This is a genomic window from Chitinophaga rhizosphaerae (genome assembly GCF_003958645.1).
Classification (GTDB): Bacteria; Bacteroidota; Bacteroidia; order Chitinophagales; family Chitinophagaceae; genus Chitinophaga; species Chitinophaga rhizosphaerae.
The window spans coordinates 64,474-89,945 of sequence record NZ_RXLO01000009.1 but is presented as its reverse complement, the minus strand read 5'-3'; the positions used below and the strand labels follow the sequence as shown (position 1 = coordinate 89,945).

Annotated in this window: 28 protein-coding genes; 13 read left to right on the top strand and 15 right to left on the bottom strand. The window is 54.5% G+C overall.

Features of this window, described 5'->3' with window-relative positions:
• The first annotated feature begins 4 nt into the window (after positions 1–4).
• Positions 5–817: an enoyl-ACP reductase FabI gene (locus tag EJ361_RS19840; protein ID WP_126247514.1), complete on the top strand. Its 813-nt coding sequence runs from the start codon at positions 5–7 to the stop codon at positions 815–817.
• Positions 818–943: 126 nt separating this feature from the next.
• Here EJ361_RS19840 and EJ361_RS19835 read toward each other — a convergent pair whose 3' ends face one another.
• Positions 944–1,165 carry a DUF2795 domain-containing protein gene (locus EJ361_RS19835; protein WP_012794455.1) on the bottom strand — a complete coding sequence of 74 codons (222 nt, stop codon included), beginning with the start codon at positions 1,163–1,165 and terminating at the stop codon, positions 944–946.
• A gap of 97 nt (positions 1,166–1,262) precedes the next feature.
• On the opposite strand from EJ361_RS19835, the gene EJ361_RS19830 reads away from it, so the two are divergent.
• Positions 1,263–1,916 (top strand): ABC transporter ATP-binding protein, encoded by a 654-nt coding sequence (locus EJ361_RS19830; RefSeq protein WP_126247512.1) that lies wholly within the window; start codon positions 1,263–1,265, stop codon positions 1,914–1,916.
• A gap of 4 nt (positions 1,917–1,920) precedes the next feature.
• Here EJ361_RS19830 and rfbD read toward each other — a convergent pair whose 3' ends face one another.
• Genes rfbD through EJ361_RS19800 form a run of 6 tightly spaced genes read right to left on the bottom strand, consistent with a single transcriptional unit; the run spans position 1,921 to position 7,821 of the window.
• Positions 1,921–2,769: a dTDP-4-dehydrorhamnose reductase gene (rfbD, locus tag EJ361_RS19825; RefSeq protein ID WP_126247510.1), complete on the bottom strand. Its 849-nt coding sequence runs from the start codon at positions 2,767–2,769 to the stop codon at positions 1,921–1,923.
• An 11-nt stretch (positions 2,770–2,780) separates the two neighbouring features.
• Complete coding sequence (rfbC, locus tag EJ361_RS19820; protein ID WP_126247509.1) at positions 2,781–3,341, bottom strand: dTDP-4-dehydrorhamnose 3,5-epimerase; 561 nt, start codon at positions 3,339–3,341, stop codon at positions 2,781–2,783.
• Entirely contained in the window at positions 3,341–4,396 is a 1,056-nt protein-coding gene (rfbB, locus tag EJ361_RS19815; RefSeq protein ID WP_126247507.1) for a dTDP-glucose 4,6-dehydratase, read from the bottom strand. The genes rfbC and rfbB overlap by 1 nt, the downstream gene beginning before the upstream one ends.
• A gap of 15 nt (positions 4,397–4,411) precedes the next feature.
• Positions 4,412–5,359 carry a UDP-glucuronic acid decarboxylase family protein gene (locus tag EJ361_RS19810; RefSeq protein ID WP_126247505.1) on the bottom strand — a complete coding sequence of 316 codons (948 nt, stop codon included), beginning with the start codon at positions 5,357–5,359 and terminating at the stop codon, positions 4,412–4,414.
• Positions 5,356–6,687 (bottom strand): UDP-glucose dehydrogenase family protein, encoded by a 1,332-nt coding sequence (locus EJ361_RS19805; RefSeq protein WP_126247503.1) that lies wholly within the window; start codon positions 6,685–6,687, stop codon positions 5,356–5,358. The genes EJ361_RS19810 and EJ361_RS19805 overlap by 4 nt, the downstream gene beginning before the upstream one ends.
• A 6-nt stretch (positions 6,688–6,693) precedes the next feature.
• Complete coding sequence (locus EJ361_RS19800) at positions 6,694–7,821, bottom strand: DegT/DnrJ/EryC1/StrS family aminotransferase (protein ID WP_126247501.1); 1,128 nt, start codon at positions 7,819–7,821, stop codon at positions 6,694–6,696.
• Positions 7,822–7,925: 104 nt separating this feature from the next.
• Between EJ361_RS19800 and EJ361_RS19795 the strand changes: the two genes are divergently transcribed.
• Positions 7,926–9,179, top strand: a complete 1,254-nt coding sequence (locus EJ361_RS19795) for a 3-deoxy-D-manno-octulosonic acid transferase (RefSeq protein WP_126247499.1) — start codon at positions 7,926–7,928, stop codon at positions 9,177–9,179.
• On the opposite strand, the gene EJ361_RS19790 is transcribed toward EJ361_RS19795, so the two are convergent.
• Positions 9,149–9,979, bottom strand: coding sequence for a hypothetical protein (locus EJ361_RS19790; RefSeq protein WP_126247497.1), 831 nt, complete (start codon positions 9,977–9,979; stop codon positions 9,149–9,151). The genes EJ361_RS19795 and EJ361_RS19790 overlap by 31 nt on opposite strands.
• A gap of 115 nt (positions 9,980–10,094) precedes the next feature.
• Here EJ361_RS19790 and EJ361_RS19785 point away from each other — a divergent pair, with 115 nt between their 5' ends.
• Entirely contained in the window at positions 10,095–10,670 is a 576-nt protein-coding gene (locus tag EJ361_RS19785; RefSeq protein WP_126247495.1) for a thymidine kinase, read from the top strand.
• Here the strand turns inward: EJ361_RS19785 and EJ361_RS19780 are convergent.
• Together EJ361_RS19780 and accC are read right to left on the bottom strand one after the other, a co-directional pair.
• Positions 10,646–11,170, bottom strand: coding sequence for a GtrA family protein (locus EJ361_RS19780; protein ID WP_126247493.1), 525 nt, complete (start codon positions 11,168–11,170; stop codon positions 10,646–10,648). The two genes, EJ361_RS19785 and EJ361_RS19780, sit on opposite strands and share 25 nt — an antisense overlap.
• An 81-nt stretch (positions 11,171–11,251) precedes the next feature.
• Positions 11,252–12,742 (bottom strand): acetyl-CoA carboxylase biotin carboxylase subunit, encoded by a 1,491-nt coding sequence (gene accC, locus EJ361_RS19775; protein WP_126247491.1) that lies wholly within the window; start codon positions 12,740–12,742, stop codon positions 11,252–11,254.
• 72 nt (positions 12,743–12,814) lie between these two features.
• On the opposite strand from accC, the gene EJ361_RS19770 reads away from it, so the two are divergent.
• The 4 genes from EJ361_RS19770 to EJ361_RS19755 all read left to right on the top strand — a co-directional run bounded on the left by EJ361_RS19770 (position 12,815) and on the right by EJ361_RS19755 (position 16,032).
• Positions 12,815–13,477 carry a heme exporter protein CcmB gene (locus tag EJ361_RS19770; RefSeq protein ID WP_240646686.1) on the top strand — a complete coding sequence of 221 codons (663 nt, stop codon included), beginning with the start codon at positions 12,815–12,817 and terminating at the stop codon, positions 13,475–13,477.
• A gap of 136 nt (positions 13,478–13,613) precedes the next feature.
• Positions 13,614–14,279: a cytochrome c biogenesis protein CcsA gene (gene ccsA / locus EJ361_RS19765; RefSeq protein WP_126247489.1), complete on the top strand. Its 666-nt coding sequence runs from the start codon at positions 13,614–13,616 to the stop codon at positions 14,277–14,279.
• Positions 14,272–14,529 (top strand): CcmD family protein, encoded by a 258-nt coding sequence (locus EJ361_RS19760; protein ID WP_126247487.1) that lies wholly within the window; start codon positions 14,272–14,274, stop codon positions 14,527–14,529. The genes ccsA and EJ361_RS19760 overlap by 8 nt, the downstream gene beginning before the upstream one ends.
• Positions 14,530–14,595: 66 nt before the next feature.
• The gene (locus EJ361_RS19755; RefSeq protein WP_126247485.1) at positions 14,596–16,032 is read left to right on the top strand and encodes a Glu/Leu/Phe/Val family dehydrogenase; all 1,437 of its coding nucleotides are present in this window, start codon (positions 14,596–14,598) and stop codon (positions 16,030–16,032) included.
• Between the two features lie 73 nt (positions 16,033–16,105).
• Here EJ361_RS19755 and EJ361_RS19750 read toward each other — a convergent pair whose 3' ends face one another.
• Complete coding sequence (locus EJ361_RS19750) at positions 16,106–16,576, bottom strand: type I restriction enzyme HsdR N-terminal domain-containing protein (protein ID WP_126247483.1); 471 nt, start codon at positions 16,574–16,576, stop codon at positions 16,106–16,108.
• A 64-nt stretch (positions 16,577–16,640) separates the two neighbouring features.
• Between EJ361_RS19750 and EJ361_RS19745 the strand changes: the two genes are divergently transcribed.
• From EJ361_RS19745 to EJ361_RS19730, 4 genes are all read left to right on the top strand, one after another.
• Positions 16,641–17,411, top strand: coding sequence for an AMP nucleosidase (locus EJ361_RS19745; protein WP_126247481.1), 771 nt, complete (start codon positions 16,641–16,643; stop codon positions 17,409–17,411).
• On the top strand, positions 17,408–19,135 hold the full coding sequence (locus tag EJ361_RS19740; protein WP_205687059.1) for an ABC transporter ATP-binding protein: 1,728 nt from the start codon (positions 17,408–17,410) through the stop codon (positions 19,133–19,135). Before EJ361_RS19745 ends, EJ361_RS19740 begins: the two co-directional genes overlap by 4 nt.
• Positions 19,136–19,201: 66 nt before the next feature.
• Positions 19,202–20,251 (top strand): tRNA preQ1(34) S-adenosylmethionine ribosyltransferase-isomerase QueA, encoded by a 1,050-nt coding sequence (gene queA / locus EJ361_RS19735; RefSeq protein WP_126247479.1) that lies wholly within the window; start codon positions 19,202–19,204, stop codon positions 20,249–20,251.
• Positions 20,252–20,328: 77 nt separating this feature from the next.
• Positions 20,329–21,003 (top strand): 2-C-methyl-D-erythritol 4-phosphate cytidylyltransferase, encoded by a 675-nt coding sequence (locus EJ361_RS19730; RefSeq protein WP_126247477.1) that lies wholly within the window; start codon positions 20,329–20,331, stop codon positions 21,001–21,003.
• Here EJ361_RS19730 and EJ361_RS19725 read toward each other — a convergent pair whose 3' ends face one another.
• The 4 genes from EJ361_RS19725 to EJ361_RS19710 all read right to left on the bottom strand — a co-directional run bounded on the left by EJ361_RS19725 (position 21,004) and on the right by EJ361_RS19710 (position 23,244).
• Positions 21,004–21,342, bottom strand: a complete 339-nt coding sequence (locus EJ361_RS19725; protein ID WP_126247475.1) for a hypothetical protein — start codon at positions 21,340–21,342, stop codon at positions 21,004–21,006. It lies immediately after the preceding gene.
• A 27-nt stretch (positions 21,343–21,369) separates the two neighbouring features.
• A complete protein-coding gene (locus EJ361_RS19720; RefSeq protein WP_164714334.1) occupies positions 21,370–21,645 on the bottom strand; it encodes a hypothetical protein in 276 nt (91 codons plus the stop codon).
• Between the two features lie 223 nt (positions 21,646–21,868).
• Entirely contained in the window at positions 21,869–22,216 is a 348-nt protein-coding gene (locus EJ361_RS19715) for a hypothetical protein (protein WP_126247471.1), read from the bottom strand.
• A gap of 53 nt (positions 22,217–22,269) precedes the next feature.
• Positions 22,270–23,244 carry a Gfo/Idh/MocA family protein gene (locus tag EJ361_RS19710; RefSeq protein ID WP_126247469.1) on the bottom strand — a complete coding sequence of 325 codons (975 nt, stop codon included), beginning with the start codon at positions 23,242–23,244 and terminating at the stop codon, positions 22,270–22,272.
• 228 nt (positions 23,245–23,472) lie between these two features.
• Between EJ361_RS19710 and EJ361_RS19705 the strand changes: the two genes are divergently transcribed.
• Entirely contained in the window at positions 23,473–25,368 is a 1,896-nt protein-coding gene (locus tag EJ361_RS19705) for a T9SS type B sorting domain-containing protein (RefSeq protein WP_164714333.1), read from the top strand.
• Positions 25,369–25,472: the final 104 nt, after the last annotated feature.

The window sequence follows — 25,472 nt, the reverse complement described above, 5'->3', positions numbered from 1 at the left end:
ATCAATGGCTCATAACTTATTACAAGGGAAGAAAGGGATCATCTTTGGTGCGCTGGATGAAAATTCCATTGCCTGGAAAACAGCCGTGCGTTGTGTGGAAGAAGGCGCGCAAATCGTGCTGACGAACGCTCCCATCGCCATGCGCATGGGGGAGATCAACAAGCTGGCCGAAACCTGCAACGCCCCGGTAATACCTGCAGACGCCACCAGCATGGACGATCTGAACAACCTGTTCACCAAGTCCATGGAACATTTCGGTGGTAAAATTGACTTTATCCTGCATTCTATCGGGATGAGCGTCAACGTTCGCAAAGGAAGACCCTATACCGACCTGGATTACGACTTTTTCCATAAAGGGAACGATATTTCGGCCATGTCTCTTCACCGCGTGTTGCAGACGGCTTACAAGCTGGATGCGATCAGCGAATGGGGCTCCGTGGTGGCGCTCACTTACATCGCTTCTCAGCGTGTATTCCCGGATTACAGCGATATGGCAGACAACAAGGCCATGCTGGAATCCATCGCCCGGAGCTTCGGTTTCCATTACGGCGTGAAGAATAAAGTGCGCATCAACACCATTTCACAGTCGCCCACCCGTACTACCGCAGGCAGCGGTGTAAAAGGGTTCGACGGCTTCATCAGCTACGCTGAAAAAATGAGCCCTCTCGGCAACGCATCCGCCGACCAGTGCGCGGATTACACCGTTACCCTGTTCTCCGACTATACCCGCATGGTAACCATGCAGAACCTGTTCCACGACGGCGGTTTCTCCTTCACCGGTGTTTCTCGCGACGTGATCGAACAAATGGAAAAATAAGCCTTGCGCCTTCGGGCCAAAAAAATAAAAACCGTCCCGGGAGTTGCTCACCAGGACGGTTTAATTTTTTGCAGCATAGGCATACGCTAAGGGGCGAATGTCAATGGGGCAGGAATACGGCGTCTTTTAGTATTCGTCTTCGTTGAAGAAGAAGTCGTCTTGTGACGGGTAGTCTGACCAAATATCCTCAATGCCCTCATAAATTTCCCCTTCATCCTCCAGTTCCTGAAGGTTTTCGATAACTTCGATGGGTGCACCGGAGCGGATGGCGTAATCTATGAGCTCGTCTTTTGTGGCCGGCCATGGAGCATCCTCCAGGTACGACGCTAGTTCTAAGGTCCAGTACATCGTATATAAATTTTTACTTTTCCAAATTTTCGCAAAAGTATTATTTAATTTGAAATAAACAACTATTACTATTTTAACGGTTATTTATCGTTCGGTTATGCTTGTTGCTCGCAATGTCACCAAAAATTATTCCAACCTGCCTGTTTTGAGGGGGGTGGATATTTCTGTCAGTAAAGGGGAGATCGTCACGATCGTAGGGTCGTCTGGCGCAGGGAAAAGCACGTTGCTGCATATCCTCGGTACGCTGGATGCGCCTTCCGGCGGGGAAATCTTCATTAACGATGTGCTAACCAGCCATTTGGCAGGCGATGCATTGGCAGATTTCAGGAACCGCCATATCGGCTTTATTTTCCAGTTCCACCACCTGCTGCCCGAATTCAGCGCCCTCGAAAACGTGTGTATCCCAGGTTTTATCGCCGGCACCCGTAAAAACGAAGTGCGCGAAAGGGCGGAATACCTGCTTGAAACGCTCGGCCTCAAAGATCGCCTCCATCACCGCCCCACGCAGCTTTCCGGCGGCGAACAGCAGCGCGTGGCCGTTGCCAGGGCTCTCATCAACAACCCCGATGTGGTAATGGCAGACGAGCCCACCGGCAACCTCGACTCCCACAATGCAAAAGAGCTGCATCAACTCTTTCTGCAGCTCCGCGACCAGTTCGGTCAAACTTTTATTATCGTTACCCATAACGAGGAACTGGCCACGCTCAGCGACCGGCAACTCGTCATGAAGGATGGGAAAATAGTCGCTTAGCGGACTATTTTCCCAGGCATACTGCCAAACTGTCTTTCCAGTAAGGGATCTCCAGTCCGAAAGCCGCTTTGATCTTGCCTTTGTTCAATACACTGTAAGCCGGGCGTGGCGCCGGTGTAGGGTATTGATCGGAGGTGATGGGCTGCACTTTACAGGCCGCGCCGGTCAGTTCCCGGATCGCTACCGCGAAATCGTACCAGGTGGCTACCCCTTCATTGCTGTAATGGTACACGCCGCCTTCGGGGGCGGGGTGGGAGAGTATCGTGAAGATGGCTTCCGCCAGGTCGGGCGCATAGGTAGGCGTGCCGGTCTGGTCGAACACTACGCTGAGGCTTTCCTTTTCCTTCATCAGTTCCTGCATGCGCTGTACGAAATTCACGCCAAAACGCGAATACAGCCACGAGGTCCGCACTACAATAGCGTTGGGATAGGAGCCCAGCACCGCCGCTTCGCCACGGAGTTTGGACGCACCGTAGATGCTCTGCGGTGAGGCATCGTCGCTTTCGGTGTAAGGGCGGTTCTGACGGCCGTCGAACACGTAATCGGTAGACACCTGGATGAAGGCGATACCCTTCGCCTGGGCGGCTTCGGCAAGCTGCAGGGCGGCCTGGAAATTAAGCAGGAAAGCCGCTTCTTCGTCGGTTTCCGCCTGGTCAACAGCCGTATAGGCGGCACAGTTCACCACTCCGTCGATCTCCTGGCTGTCCAGGAAACCGGCAACGGCGTCGGCATCGGTGACGTCGAGCGTTTCACGGTCGGCCAGCACCAGCTGGAAGTCGGGGAATTTGGCGGAAACGGCTTGCATAGACAGGCCTAGCTGACCTTTGGCACCGGTTACCAGTATTTTTTTCATGGCGTCTTTTTTTAAGGCTGGAAGGTGAAATTATGCCGGCAGTCTGCCAGCAGCGGCAAATCCGCGTCTTTCCCGGAAATAATGGCATCGGCCAGGGGGAAGCCCCAGTCGATGTTCAGCGAGGGATCGTCGTAACGGATGCCGCCTTCGCTCGCCTTGTGATAGAAATTATCGCATTTGTAGAACACTTCAGCAGTAGGGCTCAGCACGGAATATCCGTGTGCAAACCCCTGTGGTATCAGCAATTGCTTTTTGTTTTCGGCCGAAAGCTCGATGGTATATACTTGCCCGTATGTGGGCGACCCTTTACGGATATCAACCACTACGTCCCAAATGCGGCCTTCCAGCACCCGGATCAGTTTTGTTTGGGAATATGGGTCCAATTGGTAGTGCAGCCCGCGCAATACACCATAAGTAGAGCGCGCCTGGTTGTCTTGCCGGAACTGGAAATCCAGGCCTTCTTCCCGAAACGTATTGGCATTGTAACTTTCGAAAAAATACCCGCGTGCATCGGTATGCACAATGGGTTCGAAAACATATAGTCCGGGAAAGCCGGTGGCGGTTAAAGGCATTATCGTTGTTGGTATTGTTCTTCGTAATATTTTTTATAAGCGCCGCTGGTCACATGGTCCAACCAATCCTGGTTGGCCAGGTACCAGTCTACCGTCTTTTCCAATCCTTCCTCGAACTGCAGGCTGGGCGCCCAGCCCAGCGCTTTGTTGAGCTTGGAGGCGTCTATCGCATAGCGTTGATCGTGGCCTGCGCGGTCTTTCACGAAAGTGATCAGCTGTGCGGAAGTGCCCGGTTCGCGGCCCAGTTTGCTGTCCATGATCTTGCAAAGGAGGCGGATGAGGTCGATGTTCTTCCACTCGTTGAAGCCGCCGATATTGTACGTTTCGCCGGTTACGCCATTATGGAAAATGGTATCGATGGCGCGGGCGTGATCGTCCACGAAGAGCCAGTCGCGCACGTTTTCGCCGGTCCCGTAAACGGGGATGGGCTTATTGTTACGGATGTTGTGAATGGCCAGCGGGATAAGTTTTTCCGGGAAGTGATGGGAGCCGTAGTTGTTGGAACAGTTGCTCAACACAACCGGGAGATGGTAGGTGTGAAAATACGCCCGCACAAAGTGGTCTGAACTGGCTTTGGAAGCGGAGTAGGGCGACCGGGGATCGTAGGCGGTCTCTTCCGTGAAGAAGCCTTCTTCGCCGAGGGAACCATATACTTCGTCTGTAGACACATGGTAGAAGCGTTTCCCGTCCATGGCGTCTTTCCAGTATTTACGCGCAGCGTTCAGCAGCACGGCGGTACCCAGTACGTTGGTGCGGATAAACGTCAGCGGGTCCTGGATCGAACGGTCTACATGGCTTTCTGCGGCGAGGTGGATGATGCCGCTGAAGGCGTACTTTTCGAAAAGCGCGTTGATGGCGGTTTCGTCGGTGATATCTACTTTTTCGAATGTATAGTTGGGCTTATCCTGCACATCGTTCAGATTCTCCAGGTTACCGGCATAAGTCAGGGCGTCTCCGTTCACAATCTGATAGTCAGGATATTTGTTGACGAATAACCTGACTACATGGGAGCCGATAAAACCGGCTCCCCCTGTAATCAAAATGGTTTTCTTCATATGGCGTTTATTGGCTCAGGTTTTCCCGAGCGCCTGTTTGAAATACTCGTAGGTGATTTTCAGTCCCTCTGCACGGTCTACCTTCGGTTCCCATCCGAGCAATGCTTTCGCCTTGGTAATGTCGGGCTTGCGTTGTTTCGGATCGTCTTTCGGCAGCGGCTGGAAAACGATTTTCTGTTTGGTACCTGTCAGTTTGATGATCTCTTCCGCGAATTCCAGCAAGGTGATTTCTGCCGGGTTGCCAATGTTGACGGGCATATGGTAATCGCTCATCAGCAGGCGGAAAATACCTTCCACGAGGTCGGCCACGTAGCAGAAGGAACGTGTTTGCGAGCCGTCGCCGAAAACGGTGAGGTCCTGCCCGGTAAGCGCCTGGCTCATGAACGCCGGCAATGCGCGGCCGTCGTCGAGCCGCATGCGCGGGCCGTAGGTGTTGAAGATCCGGATGATGCGGGTATCCACGCCATGGAAGTTGTGATAAGCCATGGTGATGGATTCCATAAAGCGCTTGGCTTCGTCGTACACGCCGCGCGGGCCCACGGGGTTCACATTGCCCCAGTATTCTTCGGGCTGCGGGTGAACGTTGGGATCGCCATATACCTCGGAAGTGGAGGCCACGAGGATGCGGGCATTCTTTTCCTTGGCCAGCCCCAGCAGGTTATGCGTGCCCAGGGAACCCACTTTCAGCGTCTGGATCGGCATCTTCAGATAATCGATCGGACTGGCGGGTGAAGCGAAATGCAGGATGTAATCCAGTTCGCCGGGGACATGGACGAACTTGGTCACATCATGATGGAAATATTCGAATTCCTTTAAAGGAAAAAGGTGTTCGATGTTCTTGATGTTGCCGGTGAGGAGGTTGTCCATCCCGATCACATGAAATCCTTCTTTGATGAAGCGATCACAAAGGTGGGAACCGAGGAACCCCGCTGCACCTGTGATGAGCACGCGTTTTTTTGTCATTTTACTACAGAGTTTAAACGGGTAACGGCTTGTCTTCCTACACTTTCATAATGGAAACCGAGTTCCTGCATCCTGGGTACATCGAACAGGTTCCGGCCGTCGAAGATTACCTGATCTTTGAGGTGGGTACGGATCTTGTCGAAGTCGGGCGTACGGAATACGCTCCATTCCGTGGCAATGATCAGCGCATCGGCATTTTCCAATGCTTCATATTGATGGTCCACGTAACGGATGCGGTCGCCGATCAATTGTTTCACGTTGTTCATGGCTTCCGGGTCGAAAGCGGAAACGGTAGCGCCCGCCGCCAGCAACCGGTCGATGATGTATAATGCGGGTGCTTCGCGGATGTCGTCCGTATTGGGTTTGAAGGCAAGGCCCCACAGCGCGAAATGCTTTCCTTTCAGATCGTTGTCGAAATACGCTTCGATCTTGGGAAGGAGAAACACTTTCTGTTGTTCGTTCACATCCATCACGGCATTGAGGATGCGGAAATCATAATCTGCATCCTGCGAAGATTTTACCAGCGCCTGCACGTCTTTCGGGAAACAGCTGCCGCCGTACCCGATGCCGGGGAAGAGGAAGCGCTTGCCGATACGGTCGTCGCTACCGATACCGCGGCGCACCATGTCTACGTCTGCGCCCAGGCGCTCGCAGAGGATGGCGATCTCGTTCATGAAGGAAATCTTGGTGGCGAGGAACGAATTGGCCGCGTACTTGGTCAGCTCGGCGGATTTTTCGTCCATGAAGATCACCGGGTTGCCCTGGCGAACGTAAGGAGCGTACAGTTCTCCCATCACCTTGCGGGCCCTTTCCGAAGATGTTCCGATCACGACGCGGTCGGGCTTCATGAAATCTTCCACAGCCACGCCTTCGCGGAGGAATTCCGGGTTAGACACCACATCGAATTCCACTTTCGCATTCCTGGCGATGGCGTCGCGCACTTTGTCGGCCGTACCAACCGGTACCGTGCTCTTATCGACGATCACTTTGTAATCATCCAGGATGTAACCCAGTTGATCGGCAACTTTCAGGATGTAGGAAAGATCGGCGGAGCCGTCTTCACCCGGAGGGGTAGGGAGCGCGAGGAAAATCACGTCGGCTTCGCTCACGCCTTCCTTGAGTTGGGTCGTGAACTGCAGGCGGCCTTCCTTGAGATTGCGCTCGAACAATTTTTCCAAACCTGGCTCGTAAATAGTAATCTGTCCGGCGGCGAGTTTCGCCACTTTGCCGGCATCGATGTCGACACAGGTAACGTTGTTGCCCGTTTCAGCAAAACAGGTGCCGGTCACAAGACCAACATAACCGGTGCCAACCACTGTAATTTTCATGGGGGATCATTTTAAGAATGAAAGAACGGATTCAATGATGTGATTCAGTTGGTCTGCGTCCATTTCTGTATGAATGGGAAGTGAGATGACCTTGGTGGTCAGTGTATCGGTAACAGGAAGGTGTTGATGGGTTTCGGTCATGCCCTCGAACATTTTCTGACGATGCCCGGGCACGGGGTAATAGATCATTGCCGGCACTTTTTGCCCGGCCAGGAAGGCCTGTAATTCGTTGCGGTCTTTCCCTTCGATCTGGAGCGTATACTGGTGGAACACGTGCACCTGGTTAGGCGCCTGGTAGGGCGTGACGATATATTTGTTGCCCGCGAAAGCCTTGTCGTAAGCAGCTGCCACTTCGCGGCGTGCGGCGATGTATTGGTCGAGCTGTTGCAGCTTGATGCGGAGCACCACGGCCTGCAGGGTATCCAGCCGGCTGTTGACGCCCACTACGTCGTGGTAATAACGGGCAGACTGGCCGTGGTTGGCTACCATGCGGATCTTCGCCGCCAGGGCATCGTCGTCGGTAAAGAGCGCGCCGCCGTCGCCATAGCATCCCAGGTTTTTGCTGGGGAAGAAAGAAGTGCAGCCGATGTGGCCGAAAGTCCCTGCCTTTTTGGTAACGCCATTTTTCGTGGTATAATCGCTGCCGATGGCCTGGGCATTGTCTTCGATCACATAAAGGCCGTGTTTTTCGGCGATTTCCATGATGCTGTCCATTTCCGCGCTGTGACCGTAAAGGTGAACCGGCACGATGGCTTTCGTTTTCGGCGTAATCGCCTTTTCAATCGCCTGAGGATCAATGCAATATGTTTTTGGGTCGATATCTACGAACACCGGCTTCAGTTGCAGCAGGGCAATCACTTCGGCGGTAGCGATGAAAGTGAAAGACGGGGTGATCACCTCGTCTCCGGGCTGAAGCCCCAGCGCCATCATGGCGATCTGAAGGGCGTCCGTCCCGTTGGCACAGGGGATGACATGCCTGGTCCCCAGGTATTGCCCCAGTTCCTGTGCGAAATGCTGGACGGGGGCTCCGTTAATGAATGCGGCGCCGTTCAGCACTTCCAGCATGGCTGCGTCTACCTCGGGCTTTATTTTATTGTATTGGCGTTTTAAATCCACCATCTGAATTGGGACCATGAACGATGTCTTTTTATGAGAGGGCAAATTTACAAATTTTGGGTTAGGCTGCAGAGACTATCTTTGCAGGGCAAATAGTTTTTATCTGGTTAAAGTTCAATAACGTGGGCGTATCGATTTTTCTGTATAACATGGGCATCCGGATGTACCGGGCCGTGGTAGGACTGGCCGCGAAGGCCGGAAAAGCAAAGGCGAAAGCCTGGATCGACGGCCGGGAGCGGCTTTGGCCCGGATTGGAATCCGCCATGGCCAGCCCCAAACCGGCAATTTGGGTGCACGCCGCCTCGCTGGGGGAATTCGAGCAGGGGAGGCCTATCCTGGACGCCCTCCGTACGGAATATCCCGATCACCGCATTGTGCTGACCTTTTTTTCGCCATCCGGTTACGAAGTCCGTAAAAACTGGCCTGGAGCGGATTTTATCTGCTATCTCCCGCTCGATACCCCGGCCAATGCAGCCCGGTTCCTCGGCCAGGTGCGCCCCCAACTGGCTATTTTCATCAAATACGAATTCTGGTTCCATTTCCTGCAGGCCCTTTACGCCCGGCAGGTCCCCGTTCTCCTCATATCCGGTATTTTTCGTCCTAAACAGCTCTTTTTCAAGGCATATGGCGGCATGTTCCGGGATTTGCTCAAGAAAATGGACCACCTTTTCGTCCAGAACGAGACTTCCATCCGCCTGCTGCATAACATCGGCATCCGGCAGGTGACGTTGGCGGGGGATACCCGGTTCGACCGCGTTTGGGCGCTCCGCCAAAACCCCGTGAGGCTGCCCGCCATCGAAGCGGCGCTGCGGGTGGAAAAAGTGCTCGTGGCCGGCAGTACCTGGGAGGCCGATGAAGAAGCCCTGGCCAAATGGTGGTACGGCGGCGGGAAGGAAGGCCGTCAGCTAATTCTGGCGCCCCATGAAATCCATGCCGCCCATCTCGATAAAATTCAGTCACTTTTTCCCGACGCCGTGCGTTTCTCGCAGCTAAACGGCCGCCAGCCGGATGTGTTGGTGATCGATAACGTAGGGATGCTGTCCGCCCTGTACCGGTACGGCCGCATCGCTTTTGTGGGCGGGGGATTCGGGAAAGCGGGGATTCATAACCTCCTGGAACCGGCTACTTATGGCCGGCCGGTGATCATCGGGCCTATTTATCACCAGTTCCACGAAGCCATAATGCTCGTGCAGCTGAGAGGGGCCATCGTGGTGCAGGGCGCGGATGAGCTGTCGAAGGCGATCACGGCACTCAACGATCCCTTTTATTATGGACAGGCCGCGGAAATCGCCGCCCGGTTCGTGGAAGACCACAAGGGGGCGACGGGGAAAATCATGGGCTATATTCAGGAGAAACGCTTCCTGACGAGCGAGTAGAAGTGCTGTGCCACGGCATCGGATTCGTCCCATCCCAGCTTGATCTTCAGCTCCCGTTCGATCCAGTATTCGGCTTCCTGCAGCGACTGGCATTCGTTGATGGTTTTCACCGAACGCTCGTAATGATCTTTATCGCCGCGGAAAAGTTCATGCATGAACTGGAACTTGTCGTTGATGCCGATCGCGCTTTTCAGGTCGGGCACGCCCATATTGCCGATCTTTTCTCCCACTTCCATGTTTTTACTGCTGAAACGGTCGTTCAGCGAAGCGGCAGGCTTGCCTACCAGTTCGTTGAGATCGCGGCGGATGCCATTGCCTTCGGGCGCCGGAGCGGGCGGTTGCTGCACGGGCTGCGGTTGTGCAAACTGTTGTTGAACAGGCTGTTGCACGGGCTGGGCCGGTGTGGGGACCGGCGGGTCGAAAAGGGTGACGCTGGCGGCGGGTTTCTCCGCCGGGCGGCTCGGCTGTTTCACCGGCACGCGATCGGGCGCGTATCCATTGGCATGGCCGTTGGAAGACGGCGCCGCAACGGGAGGTGCAACCGCGGCGGGAGCAGCGGCAACAGGTGCGGGAGGCGGGGGAGCGGGTACCGGTTCAGGGATATGTTCTGCAACATGGACGTGCGCCGGCATGATCACGGCAACGTGACCATGGGAAGCGTGCTCCTGTTGTTTCTGAAGGCTCCGCTGGTGGAGGATCTCCGCCTGCAGCAACTGTGTGTAGTAGGACATGGATTGCAAACTGCCGGCCGAGTTTTTCAGTTCCTGCAGTTTGTCAATTAAGGCATATATCTTTTCCATGCGTTAATTGAATTTTGTTCCGTAAATCTGTGATGATAACGTAGTCCGCAAAAAATTATTTTATTTGCAACTAAGTTATACTTTTTTAACCACTTGTTTATCAAAATAGTACAATATGTTTATTGAACCTTCGCTTGCGGGAGGCCGGAGAGGATGGATCGAAGTGATTTGCGGATCGATGTTTTCCGGTAAAACGGAAGAACTGATCCGCCGGCTGAAACGTGCGAAGATCGCTAACCTGACCGTCGAGATTTTTAAACCTGCGATGGACGTCCGGTACGATGATGAACATATCGTGTCTCACAACGAATCGCGTATCCTTTCCACACCTGTCGAAAGTTCGCAACAAATCCTGCTGCTGGGGCAAGGGGTAGACGTAGTCGGTATCGACGAGGCCCAGTTTTTTGATGCAGAGTTGCCCAATGTGTGCGACCAGCTGGCGCTCCAGGGCATCCGTGTCATCGTGGCGGGCCTTGATATGAACTTCCGCGGGCAACCTTTCGGGCCTATCCCTGCCTTGCTTGCAAAGGCCGACTACATCACCAAACTACATGCCATTTGTGTGCGATGCGGTAACATTGCCACACATTCCTACCGGAAATCTTCCGGATCGCAAACGGTTTTACTCGGTGAAAAGGACCACTACGAGCCCCGGTGCCGTCATTGTTACGCGCTGGGAGAAGATGCCTGAGCCTCCGTTTCCACCAGGCTTCCGGGGTCTGCCTTCACCTTGAACGTGAATTTCTTCTGCGTGATGTAACTGAAACATACGACAACGGCCGTAGTAAGGATTTTACTGATGGTAGGATAGAAGCCGCAGTAATCCACGAAAAGCTTCATCAGCACGTAATTCATCAACAGGCAAACCGCCACCAGCAAAAAGTACCTGGCCAGCTGCACCCGCCCGCGAAGGTTGGAGTCGGAAAAAACAATGTATTTATTTAACAGGAACCCTGTCGGAAAACTTACCAGAAAAGCCATGAACACCGCCGCAATGTGCGGGCTCAGCGCAATAAAAGGCAATTGCACCACGGCTTTCTTCAGCACGAAATTGTAGAAAATGAAAAACAGGAAAATATCCAGCACGGTATTGCCCCCGCCGCATGCCAGGTAACGGAAGGTCTGGAAGGGCATCACCTTCGCGAACGGCCGGTAAAAAAGGGCCAGGATATGTAAAATCAACTGCTTCATCGTAAAAAACGGGGCAAAGCTACGAACGAAAAAGGAATTCTTCCGGCCGGAATGCGGATTTTAACATCCCTTTGCCGCGGATCAACGTGCTTTTCTCCGCTGTTTCCACTGGGACGGGGCTTTCACGCTGCCATTCACCTGTAATGGCGCCGCAGCGGGCTGTTCCCAAATAACGGCGGCCAGGATGGCGGCTGCGCGGGCGGCTTCATCGTCGGGCGAAGCGTCGAGCGCCTGTGGCGTAAAATACCGGCCGATGAAATTCGTATCAAAATTCCCGTCGATGAACGGCTCCTGCTGTAATGCCCACTTGCCGAAAGGTAATGTGGTCTTAATACCCGTGACCCGGTATTCGTCGATAGCGCGGATCAGCCGCAGGCGCGCTTCCTCCCGGTCTGCCCCCCAGGCGATCAGCTTGGAGATCATGGGGTCGTAAAAAATGGGGATGTCCATGCCCGCTTCATACCCGTCATCCACCCTTACGCCGGGGCCCTGCGGCCGGATATACGTTTCCAGTCTGCCGGTATCGGGCAGGAAATTATTGGCCGGATCTTCCGCGCAAAGCCGCAGCTCGATGGCGTGGCCGTTGATTGTCAAGTCGTTCTGCCCGAAAGGGAGTTTTTCTCCGCGGGCTACGCGGATTTGTTCCTTCACCAGGTCGAGCCCCGTGATCATTTCCGTGACGGGGTGTTCCACCTGCAGGCGGGTATTCATTTCGAGGAAATAGAAATTCAGTTTTTCGTCGACGAGAAATTCCACCGTGCCCGCCCCATAATAGTTACAGGCGCGAGCCACGTCAACCGCGCACTGGCCCATGGCCTGCCGGACGTCCGGAGTGAGGCAGGAGGAGGGGGCTTCTTCGATCAGTTTCTGGTGGCGGCGCTGGATGGAACATTCGCGTTCGAAGAGGTACACCAGGTTGCCGTGCTGGTCTCCCAACACCTGGATCTCGATATGCCGGGGCGATCCCACATATTTTTCGATGAAAACGGCATCGTCGCCGAAGGCGCTGAGGGCTTCGCTTTTGGCCAGCCTGATCTGTTCTTCCAGTTCGCTTTCCTTTTCCACCACGCGCATGCCTTTGCCGCCGCCGCCGGCGGAAGCCTTGATCAGAATCGGGAAACCGGTTTTTTTGACCACTTCCCTGGCTTCGTCGATGCTCGTAAGCGGTGTTTCGGTGCCGGGCACCATGGGGACGCCGAATTTCTGCGCGGCCTGTTTGGCGGCGAGTTTGCTGCCCATCGTTTCGATGCTGGAAGCGGATGGCCCGATGAAGATAAGCCCTGCATCGGCTACGGCCTGCGCGAATTTGGCGTTTTCGCTGAGGAATCCGTAACCGGGATGGATGGCGTCGGCGCCGGTGGATTTCGCTACTTCGATGATCCGGTCGCCCAGCAGATAACTCTGCGAAGAAGGGGCGGGGCCGATGCACACGGCTTCGTCTGCATATTGAACGAACGGCATGGTACGGTCGGCTTCAGAATAAACGGCTACGGTAGCGATTCCCATCTCGCGGGCAGAGCGCATGACGCGCAGTGCGATCTCTCCCCGGTTGGCGACAACGATTTTCTTCATATGCTTGGCATTGCGATAAAACGCTAAAGTTAATGGATTTCAAATTGGCGGATCAAAGTTATCTTTGCTGTTGTGAAAAGTCCCATTTCCCAGATTTACGCACTGGTCCGCAAGGATGTGCTGCTTGAATGGCGCCAGCGCCACGCCCTTTTCGGCATACTCCTGTACGTTTTTTCGACGGTGTTCGTCATCAATTTGATGGTGCGGGAGCCGGAGGAGCGGATGTGGAATGCGTTGTTCTGGGTGGTGCAGCTTTTCGTGTGCGTGAATGCGGTGGCGAAGAGTTTTCTGCAGGAGAGCCGTGGGCGGCTGTTGTACTTCTATTCGTTGGTACACCCCCGTTATTTCATCGCGGCGAAGCTGATTTACAATGTGTTGCTGATGCTGCTGTTCAGTGGGGTGACGCTGCTTTGCTGCATGATGTTCCTGGGGAACCCGCTGGTGAAGCCGTGGTATTTCCTGGGGGTGGTGCTCCTGGGAGGGGTGAGCCTGAGCCTGCTGTTCACCATGCTGGCGGCTATTGCGGCGCAGGCGAGCCAGAATGCGGCGCTGATGGCGATCATGGGTTTCCCGCTGATCATGCCCATCCTGATTTTGCTCAGCAACGTTTCCCAGAGCGCGTTTTCGCCGGTGGTACAGCCCGGGCTGGGGAGGATGTTCCTCATGCTGGCGGGGATGGACCTGCTGGTAGTGGCGCTGGCGCTCATCCTCTTCCCCTTCCTGTGGAAAGAATAATTTTTAACAAAATACCTTCCGGGGTGCGGATTATTCAAAGCGGAACGGATGCTTTGCAGGTTCATCAAAATCCTCAATTTGCTTTGCCGTTAGCGGAGAATCGTGTAGGTTTGCCCCCAATATTTCAATTTGAGAAATGGCTAAAAATTGGTGGAAAATACTCTCCGTGATGTTGCTCCTGTATGTGATCATCGGAGGGTTCATGGTTCCGGTGCCGGTGATCGGCAACAACCAGCAGGCTGCCCGCAGCATCTTCTTTCACTTGCCGATGTGGATGGCAATGTATACCCTGCTCACGATTTCCGTCGTTAATTCCATATGGTACCTCGCAACCAACGATCTCAAAAAGGACGTCCGTGCTTCCAGCGCGGGTAGCGTAGGCGTACTGTTTGGCGTGATGGGGTTCCTGACCGGCATGCTCTGGGCCACCTATACCTGGGGCGGCACCATCGTGAACGATCCGAAGCAGATGACCACCGCCATCGCCCTGGCGATCTACATGGCGTACCTGGTGCTCCGCATGTCGTTCACCGATATCGACAAAAGGGCCCGCGTGTCGGCGATCTACAACGTTTTCGCCTTCGCCCTGCTCATCCCCCTCACTTACATCATCCCCCGGACGGTGGATTCCCTTCACCCGGGAAGCGCCAGCAGCCCCGGCTTCAGCGATAAAGACACCGCCGGCACCATCAAAATGGTGCTCTGGCCTGCCTTCATCGGCTTTACGCTCCTCGGCATCTGGATCTACACCCTTCGCAACCGTTATAAAAGATTGGCTCTTAAAAATATCCTTCATGGTTAACAGAATATCCTTTTCCATTTTCACCGCGCTCATGCTGCTCGTAACCGCCGTTTTCGGACAGGAAAACGCCGAAACCGTACAACAAGCCGCTACCCAGCAAAATACAGAGACCGGTCCCGTGAACGAGTTTTTCCGCAGCAACAGCAAAATTTATGTGGCCGTTGGCATCCTGGTGATCATCTTCAGCTGTATCACGATCTACCTCGTAAGGCTGGACCGGAAGATCTCCAGGCTCGAAAAAGAAAAATAGCCCGCTACGCCGCCCCCATTACAAGTCTGCTTACAACACCAAAACAACATATCTAAACCGTTTTTTATGGCTAAAGCAAAAGCGCTGACGCAAGAACCGCATTATAACTTCTTCCACAGCGTGGAAATGAGTTTCGACAAGGCTGCGCAATTCACCAAATGGGAGAATGGCATCCTGGAGCAGATCAAAGCCTGTAACGCCGTATACCGCATGAAATTCCCCGTTCGCGTGGGCGACGGGATCGAAGTGATCGAGGCATACCGTGTGCAGCACTCCCACCACAAGCTGCCCTGTAAAGGCGGTATCCGCTTCAGCGACGAAGTGAACCAGGACGAAGTAATGGCCCTCGCCGCACTTATGACCTACAAATGCGCCATCGTAAACGTGCCCTTCGGCGGCGCGAAAGGCGGCATCCGCATCAATCCCCGTAACTACACCCCCTTCCAGCTCGAAAATATCACCCGCCGGTATACCGCCGAACTCGTGAAGAAAAACTTCATCGGCCCCGGTATCGACGTTCCCGCCCCCGATTACGGTACCGGCGAACGCGAAATGAGCTGGATCCTCGACACTTACATGAGCCTCCGGCCCGGAGAGATCGACGGCTACGGCTGCGTGACCGGCAAACCTGTGTCCCAGGGCGGCGTCCGCGGCCGTAAGGAAGCCACCGGCCTCGGCGTGTTCTATGGCCTGCGCGAGCTCTGCAACGTGAAAGAAGATATGAAACGCATCGGCCTCGAGCCCGGCCTCGAAGGCAAAACAGTAGCCGTTCAGGGGATGGGCAACGTGGGCTACCACGCCGCCAAATACTTCCACGAAGCCGGCTCCAAGGTAGTTTGCCTCATCGAATGGGATGGCGCTATCTACAACCACAAAGGCCTCGACCCCGACGCCGTGCTGAAACACAAATTGGAAACCGGCTCCATCACCGGCTTCCCCGGCGCCAAAAACCTGAAAAAGAACACCGATGGCCTCGAAGTGGATTGCGATATCCTCATCCCCGCCGCCCTCGAAAATGTGATCCACGCCGAAAACGCGCCCAAAATCAAGGCGAAGATCATCGGCGAAGCCGCCAACGGCCCCCTCACACCCGAAGCGGACGACATCCTCGTCAAAAAAGGCGTGATCGTTGTGCCCGATATGTTCCTCAACGCCGGCGGTGTTACCGTGTCTTACTTCGAATGGCTGAAAAACCTCAGCCACGTGCGCTATGGCCGCCTCGGCAAACGCTTCGACGAAAACATGAACATCCACATCCTCGGCCAGATCGAAGAACTGACCGGCAAAAAAGTATCCGAAAAAGAAAGGAAATTCATCGCCCACGGTGCCGACGAAGTAGACCTGGTATATTCCGGCCTGGAAGAAACCATGATCACTGCCCTCCACGAAGTGCGCGAAAAATCCCTCGAACATAAAAAGATCAAGGATATGCGCACCGCCGCTTACGTTTGCGCTATCGACAAGGTAGGCGCCGCTTACGAGCAGCTGGGCATTTTCCCCTGATCTTGCACCGAATATGGACTGTACGACAACGGCCGGGCACCTTGCCCGGCCGTTACTATTTTAACAATCGCGATCACTCTTCAGCCGGCGGCGGCACAACGGGCGGATAATCCGGCAAATCGTGCTCGAAAACCCAGCTCCCCGCCGCCCCGTCTAACCGGCAGCACCAGGTGTTCACACCATTGGTGATCACCAGCCAGGGCGCCGGCAGGGCCATGTGATAGCGAACGATCTGCTCCAGGACCGGCTGTTTCAACGGAACGCCCATTTCCTTGCACTCCACGATCATCCAGGGCATGGCCTCGCGGGAATACACGACGATGTCGCACCGCTTGCGGAGCTCCCCGAGATGCAGTTCCTTTTCGATACTAAGCAGCGCCCCGGGATACTGGCGGGATTTGACGAGGTAATTCAGGAAATTCTGCCTGACCCACTCCTCCGGCGTCAACACCACGTATTTCTTCCGGTAAGCGTCATAAATCATGTCTTTGCCGTCATTAGCCGTGATCTTGAAGTCGGGTTGCGGGAAACGGATGGAAATCATACCGTAAAACTAGGGATTGACGCCCGATTGCCGAAAAAACATTACATTCACTTGTCAAAAGGCTATGAAAACGAAAGAAGAGATAGTAGCTAACTGGCTGCCCAGGTACACGGGCGAGAAGCTGGAGAACTTCGGTTCCCACATCCTGCTGACCAATTTTTCCAACTACGTACTTCAATTTTCCCAGTGGCATAACGCGGAAATCGTGGGTGCCGACCGCCCCATGCAATGTTGTACCGCCGGAGACATCACCATCATCAATTTCGGGATGGGAAGCCCCGGCGCCGCCACCGTTATGGACCTCCTCAGCGCCATCCAGCCGAAAGCCGTGCTGTTTTTGGGGAAATGCGGGGGACTGAAGAAGAAAAATACCATTGGCGACCTCATCCTGCCCATCGCGGCGATCCGGGGAGAAGGTACCTCCAACGACTATTTCCCGGTCGAAGTGCCCGCCCTGCCTGCGTTCGCCCTGCAAAAAGCCATTTCCACAACCATCCGCGAATACGGCTGCGATTACTGGACCGGCACCTGTTACAGCACCAACCGCCGCGTTTGGGAACATGACGCCGATTTCAAAAAATACCTCGAGAAAATCCGCGCCATGGCCATCGATATGGAAACGGCGACCATCTTTTCGGTAGGTTTCTATAATAAGATCCCAACCGGCGCGCTCCTCCTCGTTTCCGATTCGCCCATGGTGCCGGAAGGCGTGAAAACCGAGGAAAGCGATAAAAAAGTGACGAGCGAATTCGTAGACCGGCACCTCCGCATCGGGATCGACTCCCTGAAAAATCTCATCAACAGTCACCAAACCGTTAAACACCTCCGATTTTGAGCCCTGTACCGCTGGTTTCCATCCGTAACCTGACTGTCGAATTCCGCGGCGACGGCCATGTGGTCACAGCCGTGAAAAGCATTTCGCTGGACGTGCAGCCCGGTGAAATTCTCGGTATCGTGGGCGAATCCGGTTCGGGAAAGTCGGTTACGTCGCTGAGCGTCATGCGGCTCATTGCCGAACCGGGGCGCATCGGCGGCGGCGAGATCGTCTATCAACCGGAAAATAAACCGCCGGTGGATTTGCTTCGCCTGCCGGAAGCGGCCATGCGCAGCTACCGGGGCCACGAGATCGCGATGATCTTCCAGGAACCCATGACCAGCCTGAACCCGCTGCACACCTGCGGTAAACAGGTGGCGGAAGCCATCATCCTCCATAAAAAAATACCTCCGCGCGAAGCCCGCCGGCAAACCATCGCCCTGTTCGAACGGGTGAAACTGCCCCGGCCGGAAGAAGCGTATGATAAATATCCGCACGAATTGTCGGGCGGCCAAAAGCAGCGCGTCATGATCGCCATGGCGATTTCCTGCGGTCCGCGCCTGCTCATCGCCGATGAGCCCACCACCGCGCTCGATGTCACCGTCCAGAAAACCATCCTGGAACTGCTGCGCGAATTGCAGCGCGAAATGGGGATGAGCGTGGTTTTCATCACCCACGACCTGGGCGTGATCGCCGAGATCGCGGACCGGGTAGCCGTTATGTATAAAGGTGAAATCGTGGAAGAAGGAACGGTGGAACAGATCTTCTCGCACCCCGGCCACGCCTATACGAAAGGGTTGCTGGCTTGTCGCCCGCCGATGGACCTTCGCCTGCGCCGCCTGCCCGTCGTGAAAGATTTCACGGGCAGCCGGGAGCCGGTGGAGGTGGAGGCGTTCGTCCGTTCGCTGGAGATGCCGGCGGCGGAAATGAAGGCGCGTACCGAAATGCTGGCGGAAAGGCCGCCGTTGCTGGAAGTGGAGGGCCTGAGCACCTGGTTCCCGGTGGGGCGATCGCTTTTCGGGAAGCCCAAGAGCTGGACGAAAGCCGTGGACGATATCAGTTTTACGGTGCGGGAAGGGGAGACGCTGGGGCTCGTGGGCGAATCCGGTTGCGGGAAAACCACGCTGAGCCGGACGCTCCTGCGGCTGGTGGAGCCTACGCAGGGGGCTATACGTTATCGCGGCCGCGACCTGCTATCGCTTTCTGCCGGGGAAATGCGGGAGATGCGCAAGCATATCCAGATTATTTTCCAGGACCCCTATTCCTCGCTGAACCCTCGCATGACGGTAGGCCAGGCCATTATGGAGCCGATGCAGGTGCACGGGATGTTCGGCAACGACCCGGAGCGCCGGGAGCGGGTGATGTCTTTACTGGAAAAGACGGGCCTGTTGCCGGAGCATTACAACCGGTATCCCCACGAATTTTCGGGCGGTCAGCGGCAAAGGATCGTGATCGCCCGGGCGCTGGCGCTCAACCCGGAGTTCATTATCTGCGACGAATCGGTGTCGGCGCTGGACGTGAGCGTGCAGGCGCAGGTGCTCAACCTCCTGCGGGAACTCCAACACGAATTTAATTTCACGTATATATTTATATCTCACAACCTGTCGGTTGTGAATTTTATGAGCGATACCATGATGGTCATGCAAAAGGGGAAGATCGCGGAAATGGGGCCTGCGGAGGCGGTGTACCACCGTCCGGCTTCGGATTACACGCGCGAGTTGATCGCTGCGATCCCGGGCCGGTGAACCTTATTTCACGATATGCGTTATTATTCCTACCTTTGCAGACTTTAAATTCATTCATACCGTAATATGAAATTATCACAATTCAAGTTCGATCTGCCCTTAAACCTGATCGCACAACATCCCTCCAAGACAAGAGACGAGAGCCGCCTGATGGTAGTAAACCGCGCCACCGGCAAAATAGAGCACAAGGTTTTCAAAGACATTCTGGGTTATTTCAACGACAAGGACGTAATGATCGTGAACAACACGAAAGTGTTCCCTGCGCGTTTATACGGCCGTAAGGAGAAAACCGGAGCGAAGATCGAAGTGTTCCTGCTCCGTGAGCTGAATAAGCAAAACCGTCTGTGGGACGTTATCGTGGATCCGGCCAGGAAGATCCGTGTAGGTAACAAACTGTATTTTGGGGACGATGAGAGCCTGGTGGCGGAAGTGATCGACAACACCACTTCCCGCGGCCGTACCATCCGCTTCCTGTTCGAAGGGAACGATGAAGAGTTCAAGGCCGTACTGGACAGCCTGGGAGAAACCCCGCTGCCGAAGTACATCAAACGCAAGCCGGAAGAAGAAGACAAGGAACGTTACCAGACCGTGTACGCCAAGTACGAAGGTGCGGTAGCCGCCCCCACCGCAGGTCTTCACTTCAGCCGCGAACTGATCAAACGCCTCGAGATCAAGGGCGTGAAATTCGCCGAAGTGACCCTTCACACCGGCCTGGGCACCTTCCGCCCCATCGAGGTGGAAGACCTGAGCAAGCATAAAATGGATGCGGAATATTTCCACATCGATGAATATGCCGTGAAAATCGTGAACAAGGCGAAAGAAGAAAACCGCAAGATCTGCGCCGTGGGAACTACTTCCGTACGTGCCGTAGAATCTTCCGTTACCGCGCAGAATCACCTGAAAGCGGCCGAAGGCTGGACCAACACCTTTATCCATCCTCCGTACGATTTCTCGATCCCTAACGCATTGGTAACCAACTTCCACCTGCCGAAAACCAGCCTCCTCATCATGGTTTGCGCCTTCGCCGGTTACGACCTGATCATGGAAGCTTACCAGCAGGCCATCAAGGAAAAATACAGGTTCTTCAGCTATGGCGACGCCATGCTCATTCTTTAATCCGGTTCCCGGATATGTAAAAGGCAAACAGTTTCCGCTGTTTGCCTTTTTTTGTCAAAATATCCTTACTTCGCAATATGCCAGACAGGAATAAGATAGCGGTCATCGTTGCCGGCGGCTCCGGCCTCAGGATGGGGAGCGCCATTCCAAAACAATTCATGGAAATCGGCGGAAAACCCGTTCTCCATCACACCATCAACGCCTTCCGGAACGCTTACCCCGACATCCGCATCGTGCTCGTCATCCCCGAAGCGCATAGCGCTTTCATCGCGCCCCTATTGGTTTCTTTCGACGTACCGCCTTCCCTGACCATCGTTCATGGCGGTGAAACCCGCTTCCATTCCGTGAAAAACGGTCTTGCCACTATCACCGGACCGGCCGTGGTGTTTGTGCACGACGGCGTTCGCGCACTTATTTCCCCGGAGCTCGTCCGCCGTTGCTGCGAAGGCGCCCTGGCGAAAGGGAACGCCATCCCCGCCATCGAAGTAAAAGACAGTCTGCGCGAGGTCGACGACGAAGGCAACCTGGCCGTTGACCGCAGCCGCTTCCGCATCATCCAGACACCGCAAACCTTCCTGTCCGAACAACTCTTACCCGCGTTCGAACAGCCCTACGATCCCCTGTTTACCGACGAAGCCAGCGTGGCAGAGCGTTTCGGCGCCGAAATCCACCTGGTGGAAGGAGAGGAGCGGAACATCAAGATCACCCGCCCGCTGGACCTTGCCATTGCGGAAGTTCTCCTGAAAAAATAATTACGGTTTCCGGAATCCCAGGTCGAGGAATTTTTGTTCCGAACCGGCCGGCGGCCAAACGTAAATGACGTTGCCGGAAGTGCAGGAGCAAGCGTAGCACATGGTCATCTTGTCCCGGAAGAACTTCATGTACGGTTTCCTGATCGCTTTGCCGGTTTTGAGTTCCAGCCAGATTTCCAGGTCTTCGAGGAAATTATCTCCCTGTTCCACTTGATTGTTCCAAGGGTCGCTGCAATAGGTTTCTGTATATTGAAAGGCCTCGTCGAGCCTAGGGATTTTACCTTTTTTGCAGGCAGTGCAAAGGGGGATGGCAAGCAAGAGTAACAATGCGTACTTCATGAGCGGAGTTTTACTGGAGTAGCGGGATTATTGTGGTTTTGTAAATCCGAGGTCGATGAATTTTTGTTCCGAACCAGGTACCGGCCAAATAAGGAGCTGATAACCGGACGTGCAGTGGCAGGCATCACAAACAATCAGGTCTTTACGGGGCGGGATGCGTTTGATGTTGTTGATGGAGGCGCCGGTTTCCTTTTCCAGCCACAGTTCCAGGTTTTGTATAAATTCTTCTGCGTTGGGCCCCGTTACTTTTCCACCCCATGGGTCCGAACATTGGGTTTCATTAAATACCAATGCGCCTTTCATGTTGAGTTTATCTTTCTTTCGGCAGGAGAAAAGAAGGAGGGATACAGTAGTGAGGAGTAACAGGAGGCCGTTTTTCATAAACGCGTGATTTATTCCTGAAACGTGCCCGGAATTCGAAAGGTTACATGGCGCCGGACGGACAAGCCTGAAAATAACAGATGATAAGCGTCCTTTTACGGCGAAAAATTGCGGAGAACTCCTTTCGGTCGAATGATTGCCTTAACTATTTAAAACCCAGCGCGGTAAATTTGGCGTCTACTCCCCTGGGCAGCCAGATGGTCAGCACATTCCCTGTTTTGCAGGTACAAGCCGAGCATGCGCCGGCGTTTCCGGGGTGGAATTTGATTTGAGGCTCGGGGATCCTGACGCCGGTTTTGGCTTCCAGCCAGGCATCCAGTTTTTTTAGAAAGTCGGGGTCCGTCCGCTGTAAGTCGTTAGACCAGGGGTCGTTGCAATAGGTTTCGGAAAATTGCAGCGAGTGGTCTAATGATGGTATCTGTTCATCTTTTTTGCAGGATGATCCGATCATCAACACCGCAGCTGCGAAAAATAGCATCCATCCGAACTTCATGATTTCTAAATTTAATTGGGGCGGGTTTTGAGTTACTATGGGGCCTGAAAAGGTTATTCCGACTGGCCTTTGCCGATCTTCTGAAGGATCTGGTGAGCCGCTTCCAGCGCCTGGAACCCGTCGCGCACGTTTACCGGCACCGGTTTGTTTTCGAGGATGCTGTCACGGAAAAATTCCAGTTCCATACGGATGGCGTTCGACTGTTTGATTTCCGGGTTGGCGATGGCGATGGTTTTTTTGCCGTTGTTGGTGGCGATGTCGAGCGTGAACAGGCCTTCGTCTTCCGGGGTTTTCAGTTTGATGATCTCGGTTTTTTTGTCGAGGAAGTCGATACCGATATAGGCATCTTTCTGGAACAGGCGCATTTTCCGCATTTTTTTGAGGGAAATGCGGCTGGACGTGAGGTTGGCGACGCAACCGTTATGGAATTCTATGCGAACATTGGCGATATCGGGCGTATCGCTCATCACGGCGACACCGCTGGCGGATATGCGGCTGATGCTGGATTGTACGATGCTAAGCACGATATCGATGTCGTGGATCATGAGATCGAGGATCACGCTCACGTCGGTTCCGCGGGGATTGAATTCCGCCAGGCGGTGCACTTCGATGAACATGGGCTTGAGATCGACCCCTTTGAGGGCGAGGAATGCGGGGTTGAAACGTTCCACATGGCCCACCTGGAATTTGATATTGGCTTCTTCCACCAGTTTCACCAGCAGCCGGGCCTCTTCCATGGTGTTGGTCATGGGTTTTTCCACAAAAACATGCTTGCCCATCCGGATTGCCGTTTCGCACAGCAGGAAGTGCTGGGTAGTCGGCGCCACGATATCGATCGCATCGGAAGCACGAATCAAATCTTCTGCAGCTTCGAACCGGCGAAGATCGGGATACGTTTCCCGGATACCTTCCGCATTGGTATCGCTGGGATCGAAGTAGCCTGTCACTTCCACGTCTTTCATCGTCGATAATTGGGACAGGTGAATTTTTCCCAGATGCCCTACTCCAAACAAGCCGATTTTAAGCATTCGCTGTTTTTTTTGTGAAAATTCCTGCAAATGTAACAAAACGACATGTTATTACTTTATATATATTCGTAGGACCCCCGTAACAACCAAATGCGATTCTTAGTATTGGCCATATTTTTACAGCTATTATCGTCGTTTCAGGCGGTCGGACAGTCATGTTCCAACCTCGGACAAACGCCCCAGAGCGCATTCCCTATTTGTGGCACGAGGAACCTGATACAGGATTCTGTGCCGCTGTGCGGCGGGCGCGTGCTCCGGCTGGACTTCTGCAGCAGGGTTGATCCCCGGACGGATTACACGGATCGTAACCCCTACTATTACAAATTTACCTGTTACCAGGCCGGCACCCTGGAGTTCACGATCACGCCGAAAGATTTGGGCGATGATTACGACTGGCATGTTTTCGACGTGACGGGCAGGAACGTAAATGATATTTTCTCCGACATGTCGATGCAGGTTTGCGGCAACTGGAGCTCGATCCCCGGCGTAACGGGCGCCAGCGCGGCGGGGCAGGGGCTCATCAATTGCGCCGGGCCTAGTTATCCGAACTTCAGCAGTATGCCGACGTTGCAGGTGGGGCATGAGTACCTTTTGCTCGTCAGTCATTTTACCAATACGCAAAGCGGCTATTCTCTCGCGTTTGGTGGGGGCACGGCCGTGATCACCGACCCTAAAACCGGAGAATTCGAATCTGCCGCCTATAAATGTCTCGATAACCGTGTGGCCGTAAAACTGTCCAAGCGCTTCCGTTGTGCCACCCTGGCCGCCAACGGCAGCGATTTCGAGCTGCTGGGTACCGCAGCGCGTATCACCGGCGTGCAGGGCGTCAACTGCGGAGGCGCGTTCGATATGGATTCCGTCGTTCTTCAGCTCGACCGGCCCCTAACACCCGGCAGCTATACGGTCCGCCTCAAACGGGGCAGCGACGGCAATACCCTGCTAGATGCCTGTGATAACCCCATGACGGCAGGGGAGACCATCAACCTGGATATTCCCATTTTTCCACCCGCGCCTTTCGATTCCATCAGGCCGGTAGCATGCCGGCCAGACAGGTTAATGGTAAGATTGAAGTCTCCCGTGCGCTGTAACTCCGTGGCAACAAACGGCAGTGATTTCGTGATCGCGAACCTGGGTACCGGTCCCAATGTTTCCGTGGTAAGCGCGAAAGTGTTCTGCGATAACCAGTTGACGGACAGCATCGAGATACAGCTCAACGGCGCCATTTTACGGGAAAGCGATTACCGCCTGAACCTCGTGCGTGGCAGCGACGGCAATACGTTGATCAACGAATGCCGCGTGGAAACTCCCCTCGGGCAATTCATACCTTTTTCAACCAGCGATACCGTGAACGCAGCATTTGCGTACCGGACGAGCCTGGATTGTGACGCGGATACCCTGTATATGCGGCACGATGGGGCCCACCAGGTTTCGCAATGGACCTGGCAGTTCGACGACGGTACTACACAAACCACCCGCGAAGCCACCAAAAAATTCGTGCGTGGGCCAAATGGTTTCCGGGACGTAAGGCTGATGGTCGCCAACAGACAATGCCAGGCCGTACATAGTGAAAGGATCACTTTGCCGGTGGAAGTGGTGGCTGCCTTTACGCCGGGTGCTACCGTATTGTGCCCGATGGATATGGTCAGGGTCACGAACGATAGCCGCGGCAACATTACGGCCTACCGATGGAGCATGGGAATCGGGCCAGGATCGATACTGCGGACCCCGGCCGCCTGGCGCTACCCGATGTCTTCCCGCGAGGAATCCTATAATGTCAGACTGATCGTAACCGATAATCTCCAATGCGAGGATACGGTAATTCATGTGCTGAAAACCGTGCCCAGCTGCTACGTGACAGTGCCCACGGCGTTTACGCCGAATAATGACGGGATCAATGATTTCCTGTACCCGGTAAATGGGTACAAGACCGCGGACCTCCTTTTCCGGGTATTCGCCCGGAACGGGCAACTCGTTTTTGAATCCCGCAACTGGCAGCAAAAGTGGGATGGGCGGATCAATGGCGCTCCCGCGTCTGTCGGCACTTATGCCTGGGTGCTAGAATTCACGAACACCGAACTGGACACCCGGATTTTCCAGAAAGGCGTCACGACGTTGCTGCGTTGATCCGGAGCCCCCCTTGTCATCCTGCTTGGCGCGTTTCACATCCACCGCAATCCCTGCAAATCACCTCCGCTCATCCGGCCGACAAGCACTTCATCAGTACCGAA